The organism is Candidatus Thiodictyon syntrophicum (assembly GCF_002813775.1).
GTDB lineage: Bacteria > Pseudomonadota > Gammaproteobacteria > Chromatiales > Chromatiaceae > Thiodictyon > Thiodictyon syntrophicum.
This window is the reverse complement of the sequence record NZ_CP020370.1, coordinates 4,551,505-4,568,959: the sequence shown is the minus strand read 5'-3', so window position 1 is coordinate 4,568,959 and position 17,455 is coordinate 4,551,505. Positions and strand designations below refer to the sequence as shown.

Annotated in this window: 19 protein-coding genes and 1 riboswitch; of the genes, 5 read left to right on the top strand and 14 right to left on the bottom strand. The window is 66.9% G+C overall.

The features are described 5' to 3' along the window. Nucleotides 1-65 precede the first annotated feature (65 nt). A complete protein-coding gene (locus tag THSYN_RS19185; RefSeq protein WP_100920534.1) occupies nucleotides 66-317 on the bottom strand; it encodes a DUF2946 family protein in 252 nt (83 codons plus the stop codon). Nucleotides 318-962: 645 nt separating this feature from the next. Here THSYN_RS19185 and THSYN_RS19175 point away from each other — a divergent pair. Together THSYN_RS19175 and THSYN_RS19170 are read left to right on the top strand one after the other, a co-directional pair. Continuing rightward, the gene (locus tag THSYN_RS19175; RefSeq protein ID WP_157817788.1) at nucleotides 963-1,154 is read left to right on the top strand and encodes a hypothetical protein; all 192 of its coding nucleotides are present in this window, start codon (nucleotides 963-965) and stop codon (nucleotides 1,152-1,154) included. A gap of 63 nt (nucleotides 1,155-1,217) precedes the next feature. Continuing rightward, entirely contained in the window at nucleotides 1,218-2,093 is an 876-nt protein-coding gene (locus THSYN_RS19170; protein ID WP_100920531.1) for a DUF2887 domain-containing protein, read from the top strand. A 73-nt stretch (nucleotides 2,094-2,166) separates the two neighbouring features. On the opposite strand, the gene THSYN_RS19165 is transcribed toward THSYN_RS19170, so the two are convergent. From THSYN_RS19165 to THSYN_RS19150, 5 genes are all read right to left on the bottom strand, one after another. Next, nucleotides 2,167-2,772 (bottom strand): ParA family protein, encoded by a 606-nt coding sequence (locus THSYN_RS19165; RefSeq protein WP_100920530.1) that lies wholly within the window; start codon nucleotides 2,770-2,772, stop codon nucleotides 2,167-2,169. A 114-nt stretch (nucleotides 2,773-2,886) separates the two neighbouring features. Next, complete coding sequence (locus THSYN_RS34125) at nucleotides 2,887-3,030, bottom strand: hypothetical protein (RefSeq protein WP_157817787.1); 144 nt, start codon at nucleotides 3,028-3,030, stop codon at nucleotides 2,887-2,889. Between the two features lie 84 nt (nucleotides 3,031-3,114). Then, nucleotides 3,115-3,783 (bottom strand): DUF1826 domain-containing protein, encoded by a 669-nt coding sequence (locus THSYN_RS19160; protein ID WP_100920529.1) that lies wholly within the window; start codon nucleotides 3,781-3,783, stop codon nucleotides 3,115-3,117. Between the two features lie 4 nt (nucleotides 3,784-3,787). Beyond that, nucleotides 3,788-4,465, bottom strand: a complete 678-nt coding sequence (locus tag THSYN_RS19155; RefSeq protein ID WP_100920528.1) for a DUF1826 domain-containing protein — start codon at nucleotides 4,463-4,465, stop codon at nucleotides 3,788-3,790. A gap of 71 nt (nucleotides 4,466-4,536) precedes the next feature. Then, nucleotides 4,537-4,920, bottom strand: coding sequence for a Fur family transcriptional regulator (locus tag THSYN_RS19150; protein ID WP_100920527.1), 384 nt, complete (start codon nucleotides 4,918-4,920; stop codon nucleotides 4,537-4,539). A 161-nt stretch (nucleotides 4,921-5,081) separates the two neighbouring features. After that, nucleotides 5,082-5,304, top strand: a riboswitch (cobalamin riboswitch). A 177-nt stretch (nucleotides 5,305-5,481) separates the two neighbouring features. Between THSYN_RS19150 and THSYN_RS19145 the strand changes: the two genes are divergently transcribed. The 3 genes from THSYN_RS19145 to cbiM all read left to right on the top strand — a co-directional run bounded on the left by THSYN_RS19145 (nucleotide 5,482) and on the right by cbiM (nucleotide 9,078). After that, a complete protein-coding gene (locus THSYN_RS19145) occupies nucleotides 5,482-6,108 on the top strand; it encodes an energy-coupling factor ABC transporter permease (protein WP_100920526.1) in 627 nt (208 codons plus the stop codon). Between the two features lie 622 nt (nucleotides 6,109-6,730). Next, nucleotides 6,731-7,897, top strand: coding sequence for a carbohydrate porin (locus tag THSYN_RS19140; protein WP_100920525.1), 1,167 nt, complete (start codon nucleotides 6,731-6,733; stop codon nucleotides 7,895-7,897). 83 nt (nucleotides 7,898-7,980) lie between these two features. Further along, complete coding sequence (cbiM, locus tag THSYN_RS19135) at nucleotides 7,981-9,078, top strand: cobalt transporter CbiM (protein WP_100920524.1); 1,098 nt, start codon at nucleotides 7,981-7,983, stop codon at nucleotides 9,076-9,078. Between the two features lie 258 nt (nucleotides 9,079-9,336). Here the strand turns inward: cbiM and THSYN_RS19130 are convergent, their stop codons facing one another. The 8 genes from THSYN_RS19130 to THSYN_RS19100 all read right to left on the bottom strand — a co-directional run bounded on the left by THSYN_RS19130 (nucleotide 9,337) and on the right by THSYN_RS19100 (nucleotide 17,367). Next, entirely contained in the window at nucleotides 9,337-10,053 is a 717-nt protein-coding gene (locus THSYN_RS19130; protein WP_100920523.1) for a Uma2 family endonuclease, read from the bottom strand. A gap of 113 nt (nucleotides 10,054-10,166) precedes the next feature. Next, nucleotides 10,167-11,564, bottom strand: coding sequence for an IS701 family transposase (locus tag THSYN_RS19125; protein ID WP_157817576.1), 1,398 nt, complete (start codon nucleotides 11,562-11,564; stop codon nucleotides 10,167-10,169). An 89-nt stretch (nucleotides 11,565-11,653) separates the two neighbouring features. Beyond that, the gene (locus THSYN_RS34120; RefSeq protein ID WP_157817786.1) at nucleotides 11,654-11,827 is read right to left on the bottom strand and encodes a hypothetical protein; all 174 of its coding nucleotides are present in this window, start codon (nucleotides 11,825-11,827) and stop codon (nucleotides 11,654-11,656) included. After that, nucleotides 11,811-12,140: a nucleotidyltransferase domain-containing protein gene (locus THSYN_RS19120; RefSeq protein WP_100920522.1), complete on the bottom strand. Its 330-nt coding sequence runs from the start codon at nucleotides 12,138-12,140 to the stop codon at nucleotides 11,811-11,813. The genes THSYN_RS34120 and THSYN_RS19120 overlap by 17 nt, the downstream gene beginning before the upstream one ends. A 211-nt stretch (nucleotides 12,141-12,351) precedes the next feature. Further along, complete coding sequence (locus THSYN_RS19115; RefSeq protein WP_100920521.1) at nucleotides 12,352-13,149, bottom strand: formylglycine-generating enzyme family protein; 798 nt, start codon at nucleotides 13,147-13,149, stop codon at nucleotides 12,352-12,354. A 17-nt stretch (nucleotides 13,150-13,166) separates the two neighbouring features. Then, the gene (locus tag THSYN_RS36840; protein WP_261341373.1) at nucleotides 13,167-15,776 is read right to left on the bottom strand and encodes an SUMF1/EgtB/PvdO family nonheme iron enzyme; all 2,610 of its coding nucleotides are present in this window, start codon (nucleotides 15,774-15,776) and stop codon (nucleotides 13,167-13,169) included. Nucleotides 15,777-15,781: 5 nt separating this feature from the next. After that, nucleotides 15,782-16,453 (bottom strand): AAA family ATPase, encoded by a 672-nt coding sequence (locus tag THSYN_RS34115; protein WP_157817785.1) that lies wholly within the window; start codon nucleotides 16,451-16,453, stop codon nucleotides 15,782-15,784. Beyond that, complete coding sequence (locus THSYN_RS19100) at nucleotides 16,450-17,367, bottom strand: hypothetical protein (RefSeq protein ID WP_100920520.1); 918 nt, start codon at nucleotides 17,365-17,367, stop codon at nucleotides 16,450-16,452. The genes THSYN_RS34115 and THSYN_RS19100 overlap by 4 nt, the downstream gene beginning before the upstream one ends. Between the last annotated feature and the right edge of the window lie 88 nt (nucleotides 17,368-17,455).

The following is a 17,455-nucleotide window of genomic DNA, read 5'->3' as shown; positions in this document are numbered from 1 at the left end:
TCAAAGGGGGACACAAGGCCGCCGCGCCACTGCCGGGCGCGGCGACCGGTGAAACCGATGGGCGGTCAGACCGGCGGTGCGCGCGCGTGCCGGTCGCGCCGCGCGCGCCGGGGGGGACCGGCAAGGACCGGGAGCGGGGACTCGGCGGCGCGTGTCGCGCGCGGCGGCGCCAGACACAGGGGTGGGTTCGGCAGGGCCGGGGCACCGGCCAAGTGACAGGTGGGACAGCCGTCGGACTCGCCCTGGAAGTGGTGCCCCACCGCATGGACACCGGCCAACGCCTGGCCGATCAACAAGAGCAGGACGAGCCCGAGCACCGGGCGCCACGCGGGCCGGCGACGGCTCCGATACGGGTCTTGTCGGCCTTCTGTCACAGCGCGATGTGCGGGTGCGCCGATCGCCTCGCGTTGCCGCGCGGGGTAGCTCATGGCGTTGCTCAGGGCGTTGCTCGCGTTAACCACAACTGAGAATACAGTATCATGTCTCTTGAGTGAGAAGCGAGTCTCATATTTTCCAGTCGATCCGGGCGTCGTGTCTTGATCGTCATTCCGGCCACCGTCGGGTAACCTTGGCGCCTCTGTCTCCCATCGACTACAGGCCATCGGCCACCATGGACAAAGACCGGCAAGCCCGCCGCAAGGCCCTGACCCAGCGTGCCAATGCGCTCAAGGGTCACGGCACCGTCAAGCCGCTCAAGGTGCTGGACAGTCACGCGAAGCTCCGCGCCCTGGAGCGGGCGGTGGCGGACTGGTTCGCCGGCCTGCCCCCCGAGGTCGGTCCGGTCGAGCGGGTGCATTGTCTGGTGTCGCTGTTCTCGGGCGAGTCCCCGGTCGTCGTCGAACACCCGCTGACCGGCTTCGACACGACCCAATCGCACCGATGCCGACCCCGCGTGCTTAGCCGATTTTCAAGCCAGATTCGAGCCACCCCGCGTCGTCGCCGTGTTGGAAGGCAGTGCCGAAGTGACCGCCTACGTCCTTTACGGCGGAAGGCTCTATCGGGACAACTTTGAGGTCCAGGCCCACGGCATGGTCGATATGATCAGCGACAAGCTGCTCGCCGATGCCCCCCCGGCCCAGATCGAACGCTTCGATGGCCCTATCCGCCTCCCGCCGGTCGATGCCCCGCCCGACCCGCAGAAGGGGCCGGCATGAGCCCCGCCGATCATCGACGCCGCGGTTCTCGCCCGATCCGGCTATCCTTGTTGCCGAGCCACCATGAAAACCGACCACCCCATCTATCTCTTCCTGTCCGCCGGCCCCGAGGCCTTCCGCATCCTGACCGGCGGCCTGCGCCTGGCGGGCGGCTACCGGTTCTGCTCCCTCACGATCAAGACATTGGAACGTCGGCTGGACGGCATCCTCGAGCCCGACGGGCATGAGGCTCCGGTCTATGCCATCGAGTTCATGGGGCAGCCCGCGCCCGGCGCCTGGTATAACCTGTTGACCAAGATTGGTCTCTACGGCGAGCAGTATCCGGAGCGCGAGGTCACGGGGATCCTGATCTATCTGCGCGAGCGCGACCGCCCGGCCTGTCCGAGCTGGATCGGGGCGCCCGGGGCTACGCCCTTTGGCGTGTCGCTGGAGCAGGTCCTGCCCGACTGGCTGGCGCGCGAGCCCGACAACCCCTATGTGGCGGCCTTGGCGCCTTTGGCGATCAAGGACGACGCGACACTCCAAGCCCAGGCCCCGGCGCTGTGGCGCACGGTCGAGGGCGCGCCGCTGCCGCAGGCGCAACGCGACTTGCTGGCGCAGGTCTTGGAATTCTGGTTTTTCGAGCGATTTCGCGGCCTGACCGCGAAGGAGATCTGGGCGATGCTGAATCTGGTAACCCCTATCCAAGAAACGATGGCCTATCAGTCCATCTTTGCCGAGGGCAAGACCGAGGGCAAGACCGAGGGGAAGACGGAGGGCAAGGCCGAGGGCAAGGCCGACACCCTCAAGCGTCAACTGACCCGCCGTTTCGGCACCTTGCCTGACTGGACCCTGCGGCGCATCGAGGCGGCCCCGGTCGCGCAATTGGACCTGTGGCTCGACGGCATCTTCGACGCGGGCAGCGCGGAGGACCTGATCGGGCGGGAGGGCGGGCAATAGCAAGGATCGCCGCCCGAGCCCAAGGCGCAGCGGTTGCGCTTGCGTTGGGGTGCCGCCGCGGCGCACCCGGGTATCAGTCCGCCGCGTCGAGCAAGGCGGCGAGGCCGACCGGTGGCACGCCCCCGGAAAACAAGGCCGACCAGGCCGGTGCCGCCGCGATGGGGGCGGGCAGGACTTCAAGGCCGAGCCCGACGACGGCGCCGATGAGCGGCCTCAGGTCCTCGCCGCGATGCTGATTGAAGACGACCCGGGTGCGGGGTGCCGCGGCACCGGCGCGCAGATCGGCGAGGATCTGCGCCACGTCCTCCAACGCCCACAGGTCCGGCATGGCGGGGCGCACCGGGATGATCAGTCGATCGGCGCCGATGAGGGTGTCCATGGTCGCGGTCGTAATGGTCGGGGGACAGTCGAGCACCAGGTGGTCGAAACCTGGCATCCGGTCGGCGAGGTTGCGCCAGATCGCGGCGCCGCACGCGCCGCGCACGACCAGGCCCCAGCGCGCGGCAAAGCGCTCACCCCAGGCGGTGGCGGTGCCCTGGGGATCGGTGTCGATCAGCAGGACCCGGTGGCCGTCCATGGCCAGACGGACGGCATAGGCAATGGCGAGCGTGGTCTTGCCGGTGCCGCCCTTTTGATGCCAGAAAACGGTCCGCCGTGGGCCGGGCGCCGGTGCCCTCACTGGCCGGCCGGCGGGGACCCGGCAGGGTGAATTGCCGGGCCGTCGGCGCTCGACTGGCCCGGCGCTGTCGGCGGTAATGCCTCGAATTGGATCAAGGTCATGGCAGTCTCCTGGTTATCGCTCGAAGCGCGGGTGCGCTGCGGTCAGATCAAAGCCCCACTGGCCCGTGGCGGTGGCGAATTGGGCGCGCCGGCGTTGGGTGGCCGGAAAGGCCCCGAACAGCCGCTCCCCGTCCTTGAGGGCAAGAGGTCGTTGCATGGTAGGATACCCGGTGTCCCATTGGTGTGGTTGGCGACTTGGGCAAATGGCGCTGGCGCGTGCGCTTCGCTGCGGGGGCAAGGTTCACCACAGGGCATCCAGGGCCAGGAGATAGCGGCTGCCGCCCCCGGGTGGCGGCACCGGTGAGCGGTGGACAGCCCCGCGACCGGCGTTGCCCTGCCAGAGGCTTCCCTTGAGCAAGACCAGCGCGAAGGCGGGTGCGCGGCCGATAGCGGACGCATCCGCCGGGGCTGCAAAGGACCGCGCGGCGCCGGGCCGCGGATGCGGTTGCGGGTCCTCGCCTTCAGCCTCCAACCACTCGGTACCGGGTCCGCGATAGGTGCAGACCAGTCGGATACCCGTGTGGTCGCGGTGGAAACCCGGGCACATGGCCCCATTGAGGGACTCGAAACGCAGCCCCAGACGCTCGCAGCCCAGGAGCTCCCGGTAGACCTCGCACAGGTGCCGGATGTCCGCAAGCAGGGCCTCGCGCCCAGGCAGATCGGGCCAGGTCGGGGCGGCCGGACCGATCCCGACGAGGCTCCGGGCGTGGTCCAAGACCCGCCGGAATCCGAGTCGCCTGGAATCCGCCGAATCCAGATAGGCCGCGATCTGCGGGTCAGGCGGGCGGGGATGGAGCAGGATCTGGACCTCCGGCTCGAAGACCGCGACCAGGTCCGCCAAGCCCTCGGCCCAATAGACGGTCCCGACGCCGACGGCTGGCGGTGCAAGTGTGCGGGCGGCGGTCATCATCCCCTCAGCCGTCCAGGCAAAACAGCACCCGGGTCTCCCCGGTGTCGAGGATAGGCGGCGAGCGATGCACCAGCCCCAGCCCTTGGTTGCCAGGGAAGAGCTCGCCCTTCATCAGCCCAACCCAGCCAGCCTCCATCCGCGCCGGGTGCCCGTGGCGGAGGATAGACTCATTGGGCAGATGACCCATCAGGGCCTCCCGGTCCACCTGGCCGTCGTCGAGCCATTCGGTGCCCGGTCCCCGATAGGTGCAGATGAGGCGCAGACGGGTACGGTCGACATGGAAGCGGCGGCAGGCGTCATCGTTGACGACCTCCAGTCGGAGCTTCACCGGCCAGTCCGGAGCCAGACGCAGGAAGCGCTCGAGCAGGTCCAGGAGATCGGCCGTCCAGGCGGGCAGATCCAAGGCGTCCAGGCCATGGTCCGCGAGCAGGGCGGCGACGGCCCGCCGCCGTGCGTCCCAGTCCGCCGCGGGTGCCAGGCGGGCGCGTGCGGACTGGGCAGCGAGCCGGGGCAGGCGCGCAAGCTCAGCAACGAGCTCAGGATCGAGGTTGCGTCGCCACAGGGCCAGGTTCCGGGCCGGGTCCTGGATCCCGGTCAGCGCGGTCGGCTCGCGACCGGGCGGCGACCCCGGCGGGGTGGTCCCCTTATGGGCCAAGGGCAGGGTGTGGGTGTGGGTCTGCATCTGCTGCTCCGGGAACACGCGCGCTGATTGGACGCTTGGCGAGACTTGACGCAACGACGCTGACGGCGCGTTCATCCGGCCGCCGCCGCATCGCACCCGGCGCAGACCCCGTACAGCGTGATGTCGTGCCGCTGGACGCGGAAATTGTGAGGAACCAGGGCATCGAGTCCCTGCACACAGCCGGGCAGGTCGAAGACCTGCCGACACTGTTCACACACGGCATGGTGGTGATGCCCGCGGTCGGCCGGTTCGTAGCAGGGGGGGTTGCCCGGAATCTCGACCTGCAGGACCTCATTACGCGCCATGAAGGTCTTCAGGGCGCGGTACACCGTTGCCAACCCGATCCCCGCGCTGTCGTGATTCGCCCCCGCCCGAATTTCCTGCGCCGTCAGGGGGCGGTCCGCCCGCCGCAAGGTGTTCAGAATCGCCTCGCGTTGCCGCGTGGAGTAGCTCATGCCGTGCCCCCGTTGACCACAACTGAGAATAGAGTATCATGTCTCACAAGTGAGAAGCGAGTCTCATAAGATCGCACGCCGCCGCCAGCGGGGACGGCTAGCGACGGCGGCCTGGAACGGATTCCTCGTTTCGCTTGTCGCCCCTGCCTTGCCTGGCGTATCCTTTTTAGCCTGCTTTGGGTGTCCCGCGGTGCGACCGTGCCGCGGGGTGAAACGGGAAGTCCGGTGACCGCGGGCGCGATTGCGCGACCGCACACTCCGGCGCAGCCCCCGCTGCTGTAAGCCTGACGGGATCGCCACATGCCACTGCGCGGCACGCGCGGGAAGGCGGCGTCACCCCGGATGAGGGCGAGCCAGAAGACCGGCCCAAGGCGTGAACTGGTGTGAGCCCCGGGGTGGGGCTTGAGCCTATGGGGCCCTCCGCACACCGCCGACGTGGTGCCGGCCGCCCTATTAGCCGCGGCTTTCGTCGCCGGCGGGCCCGTTGTCGGGCGCGCCGGCAGGCACATCGGCCACCCCTGACTTACGCCTCGTGTTGCCTACTCTACGAGGTCTGTCGCTATGCATATCGAACCTGGATTTCTGCCGGCCGCTAAGGTCGCCGTCGCCAACCTGGCCGCCGTTGGCGTGCTCTCCGCCTACCTGCCGTCTTTGATCAAGCAGCCGACGCTGATCCTGCGGACCCTGCTCGCAGCGCTGTTCTTCTCGCTCTTCATGCAGTCGTTCCACATGCCGGTCGGCCCATCGGAACTGCACTTCGTGGGTGCAATGCCGATGTATCTCATCCTCGGCTTCATCCCCACCCTGTTTGGCTTCGGTCTGGGTCTGCTGTTGCAGGGGCTGTTGTTTGAGCCGGCCGATCTGATCAACTTGGGTGTGAATACCCTGTCCCTCGTGATTCCGTTGATGGCGGTGCATTACACGCTGGGCCAGCGTTTCAGTCGGCTCACTATCGCAACCATCCTCAAGTTGGATGGGGTCTATTACGCCGGGGTCACACTGATGGTCGGCTTCTGGCTCCTCCAGGGTGAGTCGACGCCGCTCGCTGATTGGGCGCTCTTCGCCTCCTCCTATCTCGTCATTGTGATGTTCGAGCCGCTGGTCACCTGGTCCCTGGTCACGGTCATTCGCCCCTATGCCGAACGCCCGTTGCTGCGCCACTGCGTCGACCTGCCCGCCCCAGCCTGACCCAAGGGTCGCGTGTGGTTCGTCGGCGCCGGGCGCGGCGACCGGGACCTGATCACGGTCAAGGGGCATCGACTGCCGGAGCCGCGACAGTCGCGGACCCAGGGTCAAGCCCAATGCCATTAAGTTAAGCCATTCTGGCTCCCACGCTCCTGCGCTCCACCTTATACAGAAGTCCGTAAGTATCTGTTTTTACGAGCTTCGTCACGCGTACCAAAAAATGCCGTCACATCATAAAATCATAGACTTACGTTGAGCCGGTGACACTTGTGTATAACGAAGAGCGCTCCTGCGTGGGAGCAAGTGCGGGCGCTCCGCGTCCAGCGCCAAGACCGGACGCGGAGCGCCCGCCCGGCATTCCCACGCGGAGCGTGGGAACGACAGGCCGCACCGTCGGCGCTTGACTTAATGGCATTGGGGTCAAGCCCCCGGCCCGGCCGCGCGCCCGGGCCCCTTGCGGAAGCCGCAAGGGGTAACACAAATTTTGCTTTCGTGTTATCTTCGCCCTCGGCGCTTCGGCTCGCCCCCGCGAGGGCGGTCGGTGCCGGCAACCCTTCAGGCACCGGACGACGAATCCACGCATATGTACGACTGCAACTCAGCCCGCCGATACCCGGCATCTCTCATGGCCCTGGCGCTCGCCGTGACCGCGACCGGCGGCGCCCGCGCTTACGACGTCAACGACAAGCTCACCATCGGGGGCCTTCTGGCGGGGGCCTTCCAGTGCCAACAGGTTTCAGGCTTCGCGGACTCGGAGAACCTGTGCCGGGGCGCCATGGCCTTCCAGCCGGAACTGTTCTACAACCCGACCGAGCAGGACCAGTTCTTCGTCAAGTTCGGATTCGCGGCCGGCAACGGACTCGACGAAAACTCCCCCTTCGTCCTCGCGCCCTGGTCGGCGGACCTGGAGGACGGCGTGAAGGACATCAACGGGCGCGACCGCAGCTATCTCCTGGAGGCCTGGTACGCCCACACCTTCAAGATCGCCGCGGATAACACCATCCAGCTCACCGGCGGCATCATCGACCCGGCCTTCTATGTCAACGAGAACGCCTACGCCAACAGCGAATATACCCAGTTCATGAACGAGGCCTTCGTCAATGCCCGCAACGCCTTTCTGCCCGCCTACGATGGCGGCGGCGTCCTGGTGTGGAAGTTCCGGGACTGGACCTTCAGCGGCATCGGCATGAACGTGGGCGAGAACGACGACGGCAACAACTACAACTACTATGCCGCCGAGGCCGACTATCGCTTGACGACCGCCCTGGGCGAGGGCAACTACCGGGTCATGTATTCCGGCACCTCGCGGGCCTTCCTGGACCCCCAGGGAGAACAACGCGAAAAGAGGGCCGGTTGGGTGCTGTCCTTCGACCAGGCGTTCGGCCCCGTGGTCGGCGTCTTCTTGCGGATGGGCTGGCAAAGCGATGACGCCTTGATCGACCTCCAGAGCGAATACTCCGGCGGCTTCAACTTCAAGGGGTCCGCGTGGGGCCGGGCGGCGGACAACATCGGCATCGCCTTTGCTTATCTGGAGGGACCCAATTGGAGTCCCGCGGTCGAGGGCGCGATCGTCGAGCCGCCCGATCCGCAGGTGGTCGACGGGACGCTCGAAGCGCCGGCGGAGGCCGCTCAGGTGCTCGCCCGCACCAACGTCTTCGAGGCCTATTACCGCTTCGCCTTCAACGATTACCTGGCCCTCAGCGCGGATGTCCAGTACATGAAGGACAGGTACCGCGAGGGGGACGACGTGGACGGCTGGGTCTTCGGCCTGCGGGCGGTGGCGGAATTTTGACCCCCGACGCCCGGCGCTGCTGCCGTCCGGCCGCGTGACTTGACCGTGCAACAACATATTTCTGACTTGAGGAGCACCGCACCATGCACATTCCCGATGGTTACCTGAGTCCCTTGACCTGCGCCGCCGCCTATGCGGTGGCCGCACCGTTCTGGTTCGTCGCGCTGCGCAAGGTCAAGGCCCAACTGCAGACGCGCCTGGTGCCCACGGTGGCGGTGGTCTCGGCGTTCTCATTCGTCATCATGATGTTCAATCTGCCGTTGCCCGGCGGTACCACGGGGCACGCGGTCGGACTCGCGGTGGCGCCGATCCTGCTGGGTCCCTGGGCGGCGATGCTCGCCATCTCGATTGCCCTGTTCATCCAGGCGCTCTTCTTCGGCGATGGCGGGATCACCACCTTCGGGGCGAACTGCGTCAACATGGCGATCGCCGGCCCCTGGGTCGCCTACTGGGTCTATCGAGTGATTTCCGGCGATACGCCCTTGACCTCGCCGCGGCGTGTCGTGGCAGCGGCGACCGCCGGCTATGTCGCGATCAACGTGGCGGCCCTGCTGGCCGCGGTACAGTTCGGTATCCAACCGATCTTCTTTCACGACGCCGCGGGTGCGCCGCTCTACGCACCCTATGCGCTGGCGATCGCCATTCCGGCCATGATGATCGGACACCTGTCCTTTGCGGGTCTCGCGGAGGCGGTGATCTCCGGCGGGGTCGTGGCCTATGTGCAGAAGGTCGACCCGCGACTGCTGTCCCTGTCGGGGCCGGGCCTCGCCAAGTCCGGCGGCGGGGCGGCGACGACGCCCCCGGTCGGTTGGCGTCCCACCCGCGCCCTGTGGGCGGGGCTGGCGGCACTCCTGATCGCGAGCCCCCTGGGTTTGCTGGCCGCGGGGATTGCCTGGGGCGAATGGGGTGTGGATGACCTCAAGGATACGGCCGTGCGCGAGCAGATTGCCCAGGCCTCGGGAAACGTCGTGCCGCCGGAGTCGGTCCCGCAGGGCCTGGAGCGGCTGTCCGCGTTCTGGACGGCCCCGATCCCGGACTATGCACCGGCGTTCATGCACAACGAATACTTCGGCTACATCCTCTCGGCCATGGTCGGTACCGGTCTCATCGTGCTGAGCGTCCTGCTGCTGTCCGCGGTCATGGGGGGCGGTCGGGCAGCGCGGGCGACCCCTGGCCCATGACGGCGGCGGCGCTGATTTCATAGACCGCGATCCGTAGGGTCCGCTGCGCGGACCAGCGGCCTCGCTACCGGCCAGGTGGCCGGGATTACGACCTGAACCCGTCTTCATTGTAAGATCGCGCGGGTCTTGATCATAAAATTCCGGCCACCGGGAGCGCCGCACCCCAGTGCGGCGCGGCCTATCCGCAGAACGCAACGCCGCGGTCGCTCGCGAAGCCGCGCCGCACTGGGGTGCGGCGCTCCCATCGTCCGAGTGGGCTCAAGCGTGTGCGCTCGCCGGTGCGGCTTGGCCGGGATTGTGATCAAGGCCGATCGCCCGCCGAAACGCCTGCACCGCATCGTATTGGTCCGGCATCCGCGCATGGGCGGCAAGCAGGGCCAGGTCCAGGTCCGGCAGCAGTCGGCTGCGGGTGCCGCGGCGATAGCCGTCCGGATCGAGTACATAGACCTCCAGATCGCGGTTGCGCCAGAGCCAGACCTCCGGGATTTCCAACCCCTGATACAGCGGGAGCTTGCTCAGCGCCTCGTGGGTGACGACGACCTCGATGACCAGGTCCGGCAGGGGCTTGTCGGCGCCGATGCAGTAAGACTCGTCGGGCTCCCCGGCGGCCCGCCCGGGCTGCTTCAGGGTGAAGCCGCCGCGGCCATAGAAGCGAATCCCTTTTACGGTCAAATCGGCATCGAGCAGATAGCCGATGGTCCTCTTGAGCGTTGCGTGCCCTGGTCCGATCGGCGATAGGATCTCCAGTCTCCCATCCAGATAAGTCAGGCGGACCGCGCGGCTGTCCTCGAAGCAGGCGGACAACTGCTCGAAGCGCTGCCAGGAGAGGCCTTCGAGCAGGATGCGCTGCACCGGGTTGTCGGTGGCGGGTGGGTCGATGACGGTGGGCATGGGTAGGACTCCTCTCGCGGCGTTGTCGTTGTCGTAATCGAGGTTTTCATAGCGCCCCGGATTCTCTCGCACGCCAAATTGCATCGCTTCTCCGACAACAACAACGAGAACAATTGTCTTCGTGTTTAACTTATTCTTGAGTCATTACTAATTCTACTTTGTTAACTTGAATTCTGGCCGCTTTTCAACTAGCCTGGCTAGGCTATCTTGTAACGCCGCTCGATATCGCTACGCCGTTGATCATGCCTGACCGCCATTTGTGCAATACGCTTTTCAACCATAGCCTCATCCTGCGTTAGTAACGCGATAATCATCAGCCGAACGTCCCGGCAGCTTAATAAAGGGTATTCAAGTTTGTGCGTAATACGCTCTTTTACGATAAAGGAGAGTGAGAGCATGACAAGTGCCATATGATGGTGCCAGGCATTCCATTTCCTAACTTGATAATCAGACATCCCGATTTCGGATTTAGCCTCCTGAAAGGCACGCTCCACCCAATATCGTTGGGCTTGCATGTATGCTAGCCTTTCAATCGGTGTCTCCATGTAGTCAACGTTGCTTAGCGAGTATTTGATCTTATTGTCGGCCAGATTTCGGCTTATTACCAAGACTCGCTCTATTGCACGATCACCTTTGCCATCCCAGACCCACACTCTTTCCGCATGAATTGAGAGCGTCAACGGCCCCTTAACCGCATCGCGAACTGTAACGTTTCGCCATGCATGAGAACTTAGAGAAGTGCCATAGTTCTTCACCGTTATGGGATCTATATCTGTTTGTGGCTTCGTCGGTTGGCGACCCGGCCCAGGCTTCTTCTCAGGAACTGAAATCGTTGGTTCAACGGTATAAATTAGCTGATTGCAATGAACGTCGAAAACAAACGTTAAGCCCATGTTATCTATAGCATTACTTAATTCCCATCCATGTCCGTAGACGCCGTCTCCACCGACCCAGCCAAATTCCACGCCTGCCGCCATATCTGCTGTCACCATATCGAGCGCCAGTTCCAGCTTGGTCTTGAAAGCACGCGCGTCAGGAGGTATGCCCGCTCTTTCACAACGCTCTGGATTGCTGGTCCATGACTCTGGTAGAAAGAGGCGACAGTTAACCAACGTGCTGTGACACTGCCAAACTAAGCTCGCGTAGACGCCAACCTGGCAGTTATCCACTTTTCCGACCACCCCAGCATATTGTCTGGAAACACCCGCCGAATAGTTGCCTTTCTTTAGATGTGCGGATTCGTCAATAATATAACCGACGTCACGAGAGCGATAGTCGTGTTGGTCGGCATACAGATCAGATGTATTTTGGGCAACTAAGCGCATGACTCTCTCTGAAGACCAGGGGGAATCCGTGATAAAGTGTTGAAGCTGCTGATAGCTGTTATCCGGCATCTCGATCTCTTCGTTAAGGCGTTCGATGTTACGCTTACCAGACTCTGTTTTCAGAAGGCCGTTGATGTAACCTCGACATAACTCATAACCATCGGAAGTTTTGGTCAGAAAGCATTCATGATAGCCTTCAAGATGATTTGATAGATGCTTTACTATCCTTTTCAAAGCATAGTCCGGTTGACCATAGTTTGTTTTATTCACCAGGCTTCTCTTACACGCTCCGAATATATTTTTACCGCTGCTAAAATTATATCAAATTCAATGGCCTATTGCAATTTTACAAAGTAGAACTAAGCCTGAGTCTCTTCAGCCGGGTTGCGGAGAGCCTTCTCCAGGCATTGCTGCGCATGAAAGCCGGCCGCGGCGGAATCCGCGTCCGGATGATGAGCAAGGATCGAAAAGGTCCCGTAGTCCCGCGCGGCCAGCCGCAACAGCCGTTCGGCCTCTTCAATGCAGGGAGTCATGCAGCACCCGCCCCTCTTGTCGCGCTCGAAAGAGCAGGGTCCCCGGCACTTGGCTGCGGCGCTCGAACTCGCTCAGCGGATAGATCAGCAGATCGACCCCAACGCCCGGTTCCAGCGACCCCAGCGCATCCATCAGACGCATGTATTCCGCCCCCCGGTCCGGCACCTCCCGCTCGATCACCATCAAATCAAGGTCCGATCCCGGATCCGCCGTACCGCGTCCGTAAGAGCCGAACAGGATCACCCGCAGCGGCGAGGAGGCTGCGGCGACGAGACGGTCGATTGCCGAACTTATGGTGTCTTGGTCGAGCATATCCTCGCACTCTCGAAATGTCGGCGACCGAGCGCCGGTTGACTGGCGGCCCCGCGCGCGATGGCGGCCGGCGGCCCGTGGCTCGACGATAACACCGGCGGGGCAATCGTGGAATCGGCGGCGGCCTGGATCGTCGTTCCGACCGCCTCGGGGGAGTGCATCGGCGGTGACTCGGGGGCGGGTCGGCCATCCTGCCTCGCCTGCCTGAGGGTCAATCTCCGGCAAGACGCAGGCCGATGCTCGCTCGGCGGTGGCTCGGCGGGTGGCGGCGGCGACACGCCGAGCGCAAGCGGCGCCCGCTGAAATTCCACGCGCCGCCGCGCAGCACCCGGGACGTGCCGTCAGCCGGCCCAGTGGGGTCCGACATCAGCCGGGCCGGATAGTCGCCGAACCAGTCCGCGCACCACTCCCAGACGTTGCCGTGCATCTGGTACAGGCCCCAGGGGTTGGGTGCGAAGCTCCGCACCGGCAGCGTGCGTCGGCGTTGCTCGCCCTTCGGACCCTGGTTGTACGGAAAATCGCTGTTGTAGTTTGCGCGCCCGGTGTCCAGCGCATCGCCGAAGCTGAAAGCCGTGCGCGTGCCGGCGCGACAGGCGCATTCCCACTCAGCCTCGGTGGGCAGCCGAAGCACCAGGCCGTCGTCGCGCAGCCGGTTGGCCCGGTCAAGGAAGTCCTGGCAGGCTGACCAGGTGACCCGCTCCACCGGGTGCTCGGAGTTACGCTGGCAATGGGAGGGGTTGTCGCTGGTCACGGCTTGCCACAAGCCCTGGGTGCAGGCGGTCTCGGCGAGCCAGAAGCCGCGGGTCAGGGTCACCTCGTGCTGGGTTTCGTCCTCGAAGCGCTCCGGCTCGTCCGTCGGCGAGCCCATGAGGAACCGCCCCGGCGGACACCAGCGCATAACCTGTCGCACGCCGGCGATGGCGCACGCCTGCCACAATCCATAGGCGTCCTCGCCCCAGGCGATCGCCCAGTCGGCCGGAAACAGCGGGGGGCTTGGGTCAAGTAGCATAGTCGCCTCGCGAAGAGTCAGGCCCGGCCGTCGGCGGTCATGGTGCCGGCTTCGGCCTGGCCTGCCTGACTTGCCTGGGGGTCGAAACCTCCGGCGAGACGCAGGCCGATATCGGCGTGGCTGTAGCCCGTGCGGCGGCGAAACGCTGAGCGCAGGCAGCGCCCGAAGCTAAGCCACGCGCCGCCGCGCAGGACGCGGTAGCTGCCCTCAGCCGGCCCAGCGGGGTCCGAGACCGGCCCGGTCGGATAGGCACCGTACCAGTCCTCGCACCACTCATAAACATTGCCGAGCATCTGATACAGCCCCCACGGGTTGGGCGCGACGCTCCATACCGGCAGCGCGCGCTGGCGATATTCACCCTTTGGTCCCTTGTTGTACGCATAGTCGCCGTTGTAGTTGGCCCGCCCGGTGTCCAGCATGTCGCCGAAGCTGAATGCGGTACGCGTGCCAGCCCGGCAGGCGTATTCCCACTCGGCCTCGGTGGGGAGCCTGGGCCCGAGGCCCGGGGCCATACCGGCCAGCTTGGCGACGAAGATCTGGCACTCGCCCCAAGGGACCTGCTCCACCGGCAGGTCGGCGCCCTTTCGTCGGCTCGGATTGTTGCCCATCGCCGCGTGCCACAGTGCCTGGGACACTGCGGTCTCGCCAAGCCAGAAGCCGCGGGTCAGTTCAACCTCGTGCTGGGTCTCGTCATCGTTACGCTCAGGCTCGTCCTCGGGCGAGCCCATCAGGAAACGCCCCGCGGGGATCCAGCGAAGCAGGTACGGTACGCCGCGAACATCAAGCAGCGCCCAGAGCCCGAAGCGGTCGACGCCGATCTCGGCAGCCCAAGGCCAGAGGTTGAGTTCCGGCCGCCAAGTGCCCTCCGGCCGCTTCGGCGCCGCCGGCTGCCAGCGGAGAATGGTGTTGTCCGCATGGGCCGCGAACAGGTCCCGACCGTCGCTCCAAATTCGCTCGGCCCAGCGTGGGCGGGTGAGGGTCACGAGTCGCCAGCGGTGGCCGTGGTCGATGACCGTGAGGCTGCGTTGCCCGGCGAGCGGCGCGCCGTCCACCAGCAGGCCCGTCTCGGGGCTGTAGGCCCGGGGGCCGATGGGGAGGATACCGCCGTCGCCCGGGCGGACCAGCAGATCGGCACCGCGCTGGACCAGGGTATGGGTCGGGGCATCGCGTCCGGCGGAGTCCTGGTCGGCGACGGCGCCCTGGCAGATCGCCCGGGCCAGGCGGTCCGCATCGCGCAGTACCGGCCGCCAACTCGGGGCACGCGCGGCGTCGAGCCGCGCCAGCACCGGCAGCAAAGCGGCGAGTTGGGCGCGCTCCATCGTGCTCGGCCCGTTGAGCCCCGCGGCGACCGCGGCGGCCTGCTCCGCGAGGCCCGGGTAAAGCCCCGGCGGACCGGGGTCGCTCAGGCTCGCTTGCAGACGCTCGATGGCCTGGGCGCCGGTATCGAGACCGCGGCGCCAGGAGTCGATGGCCCGCCGCAGTGGCGCGCTGTCGGTCTGCGGGAGCTCCGCAAAGCGATCGAGCCGGAAGGGCAGTTGGTCCGGGGCGAGCCACAGATGGAAGGCGTCGCGGGCGATGTCCGGCGCGTTGTAGACCCGCAGTTCCGTGTGCAGGCTGGCACCGGGGATGGCCCGGCGCAGCCCGCGCAGGCGCGCCGGGGTCGGGAGCCAGGTCTGGGACAGGGCGGCGAGCAGGGTGCCGAGCACCCGGTCGGCCGAGTCGCTGTCGGCGCTGTCGATGGCGGGGTCGAGCGGCGCGGCCGACAGCGCGGTCTGACGCAGCGGGCACACGGGCACCAGCAGCAACGGATGGCCGGCGGCGCCCAGGCGGGCGAGCAGGCGCTGCCAGTCCGGGGCGATCTCGGCGCTGTCCAGGGCACCGAAGGCGCCGATCAGGACCACCGGGGCCGCGGCGGGGATGGCGTCGGGGCCGGGGTCGATGGCCTCGGGCTGGAGCGGATCGGCCGCGCCCGGCGCTTCGAGCCAGGGGCCGTCCGGGCCAGCCGGGAGCAGAAAGGTCTGCAAGGCGTCGCCGAGCAGGGCCGCAAGGCTGCGCCTGGCAAGCCGCATATCGTCCCAGACCGGGCGCAGCGCGGCCGGGCGGTCGAGGATCAGGGTGACCGCGCGATTGAAGCCGCGCCGGGGCCGGCGCGGCAGGTCGTGCAGCGGCTCGGCGCGGGTCAGGCGGCGCAGACAGGCGGGCAGATCGACGGCGGGACCGCGCCGCGGCGAGGGCGGCAGCCGGTCCCAGAGGTTCTGCCATTGCCCGGGGGCGAGCAGCGGGGCGATGCGCGGGTCCGGGGGCGGGCCGGGCTCTTGAGCGGAATCGGTCGCGACCCGCGCCGGGTCCTCTGGCCGATCCGTTGCGGGCTCGCCCGGGAGCGGCTCGCAGCCGACCAGGTGCCAGTAGACCGGGGCCGGTCGGGCGAGGTAGCGCACGGGTGCGACGGCCGCGCCAGCGACGGACGGCGCCGCGGTAGCCGTCCCAGTGGCCGTCGACTGCGCGGCGTCGGGCTCGGCGTGCTCCGCGCCCTCCCACCCGAGCAGGCGCGCGAGCGCCGCGGCCGGCAGGCCCGGGGCGCGGGCCAGGACCCGCAGCAGGTCGGCACGCGAGATCTCAGATGTCATCGGTCTCAGCCCGCATGACTCTTCTTGAAATAGACCGAGAGCCGCGCGAGCCACTCAAGCTGGCCCTGCGCATCGGCGGCGACCTCGGAAAGGGCGCGCAGCAGGTCCAGGTACTCGGCGAGCCCGGTGCGGGCGGTGGCAGCGCAGGCGGCGCGGTCGGCCAGGATCTGCAGGACGGCGGCGCTGAGGACGCCCGGGTCCAGGTCCGGGAAATGCGTCTCGCCGCGGTCCAGGAACCAACGCAGCGGTTCGGCCGGCAGTTCCATGCGCAGCACCACGCAGCGGCGCAGCAGGGCGGCCGGCAACTGGCGGGTGTCGTCGCGGTTGCCGAGTTGGGCGTCGGCGAGCCGGGCGGTGTGGTCCAGCGACCAGAGCAGCTCCTGGTATTCGCTGTCCGGCTGGACCACGGCGGCGAGGAAGGGTCGCCCGAGCAGGTGCGCGGCGGCGCGGGCGAGTTGGCTCTTGCCGACCCCGGGCTCGCCGCGTACCAGGAGCGGCCGGCCGGCCGCCGCCGCGGCGACGATGGCGTGGGCCGAGGCCGCATCGAGCTTGTGCGGCACCGCCGGCCAGGCACCGGTCGCGGGCAGCCGCAGCACGGTGCCGATCTGCGCGGCGATTGCGGCGTAACGGTCGGCTTGCGGGGCGGTGCCGTTGGCGGGGGGCGGTGCGTCGCTCATAACCCCAACCCCGGGATCCGGCCGATCGCCTCGGCGACCTTGGCGGCGATTTCGAGTGCACTGTCCGCGGTGGGCAAGGCGTCGATGGCCCGCCGCAAGCGGGTCTTGACCGGCGCGGGCAGGGGCTCGTTCTCCTCCAACTCGCCTTGGGCCTCGCGGCAGGCCTTGCGCAGCTCGATGTAGTGCGGCTCGCCGGTGCCGGTTGCGGCGAGCAGCCGTTCGAGCAGCGGCAGCAGCTCGGCTTGCGCGGTGCTCAGATGGTGCTGATGGGCCGCAGACCGGCCGGCGGCCTGATTGGCCGGGCCCTTGCCGGTGTTGACGTTCACGCTGACGTTGATCGGGGCGGCGCCCTGGGGGTCGTTCATTGGTATCGGCTCCGGCTTGGCGGTGGGTTGGGCGGGTGGGGTCGCGGGCGTCGGGGTGCTTGCCAGGGTCTTGCGGCGCTCGGCGATGGCGCGCAGGTGGGACGCGTACCAGGTCTCCAGGGTGTCCCGGTCGGCCCGCAGCACGGTGCTGGCGCGCGCCGGGTCGCCGCAGTCGAACAGGCGCAGGTTCGGAAGCGCGCGCAGCAGGGCCTGCCTGACCTCGTCCGCCTCGCAGGTGCAGCGCTCCCACAGGCCGAATACATGGGTGTGTCGGCTGTTGTGCCGGAACAGCTCGTTGTTGACGGTCCGGCAAAAGCCGGCAAGGCCCTGGCCGTCGGTCGCCGCCGGCCGGTCCTGATCGACGGTGCCGAGGGTGTCGGCGATCTCGCAGACGAGTTGATGCAGTCGCGCATCGGCGCTGATCTGGCTGACGTTGCCGGAGCGCACGGCGCGGGTGGAGTCAGGGCCGTCGTCGAGCCGTGCCTCGGCGGTGTGCGGGGCCGCGCGGACCAGTCGCATCCCATCGAGCCGTTGGGACCGGTCGATCATCGCCCGGAAGGGCCAGGCCTTGGTCTCGCCATGGTGCAGATGCCAACGGCCGGGATCGAGGCCGTCGTCCTCGGCGGCACAGGCCAGG

Bases quoted from the DNA above. Each gene is read 5' to 3' on its own strand.
- THSYN_RS19170 (WP_100920531.1), top strand. From the start codon at position 1,218: ATGAAAACCGACCACCCCATCTATCTCTTCCTGTCCGCCGGCCCCGAG.
- THSYN_RS34125 (WP_157817787.1), bottom strand. From the start codon at position 3,030: ATGCAACGACCTCTTGCCCTCAAGGACGGGGAGCGGCTGTTCGGGGCC.
- THSYN_RS19160 (WP_100920529.1), bottom strand. From the start codon at position 3,783: ATGATGACCGCCGCCCGCACACTTGCACCGCCAGCCGTCGGCGTCGGG.
- THSYN_RS19155 (WP_100920528.1), bottom strand. From the start codon at position 4,465: ATGCAGACCCACACCCACACCCTGCCCTTGGCCCATAAGGGGACCACC.
- THSYN_RS19150 (WP_100920527.1), bottom strand. From the start codon at position 4,920: ATGAGCTACTCCACGCGGCAACGCGAGGCGATTCTGAACACCTTGCGG.
- THSYN_RS19145 (WP_100920526.1), top strand. From the start codon at position 5,482: ATGCATATCGAACCTGGATTTCTGCCGGCCGCTAAGGTCGCCGTCGCC.
- THSYN_RS19140 (WP_100920525.1), top strand. From the start codon at position 6,731: ATGGCCCTGGCGCTCGCCGTGACCGCGACCGGCGGCGCCCGCGCTTAC.
- cbiM (WP_100920524.1), top strand. From the start codon at position 7,981: ATGCACATTCCCGATGGTTACCTGAGTCCCTTGACCTGCGCCGCCGCC.
- THSYN_RS19130 (WP_100920523.1), bottom strand. From the start codon at position 10,053: ATGCAATTTGGCGTGCGAGAGAATCCGGGGCGCTATGAAAACCTCGAT.
- THSYN_RS34120 (WP_157817786.1), bottom strand. From the start codon at position 11,827: ATGACTCCCTGCATTGAAGAGGCCGAACGGCTGTTGCGGCTGGCCGCG.
- THSYN_RS19120 (WP_100920522.1), bottom strand. From the start codon at position 12,140: ATGCTCGACCAAGACACCATAAGTTCGGCAATCGACCGTCTCGTCGCC.
- THSYN_RS19115 (WP_100920521.1), bottom strand. From the start codon at position 13,149: ATGCTACTTGACCCAAGCCCCCCGCTGTTTCCGGCCGACTGGGCGATC.
- THSYN_RS36840 (WP_261341373.1), bottom strand. From the start codon at position 15,776: ATGACATCTGAGATCTCGCGTGCCGACCTGCTGCGGGTCCTGGCCCGC.
- THSYN_RS34115 (WP_157817785.1), bottom strand. From the start codon at position 16,453: ATGAGCGACGCACCGCCCCCCGCCAACGGCACCGCCCCGCAAGCCGAC.
- THSYN_RS19100 (WP_100920520.1), bottom strand. From the start codon at position 17,367: ATGATCGACCGGTCCCAACGGCTCGATGGGATGCGACTGGTCCGCGCG.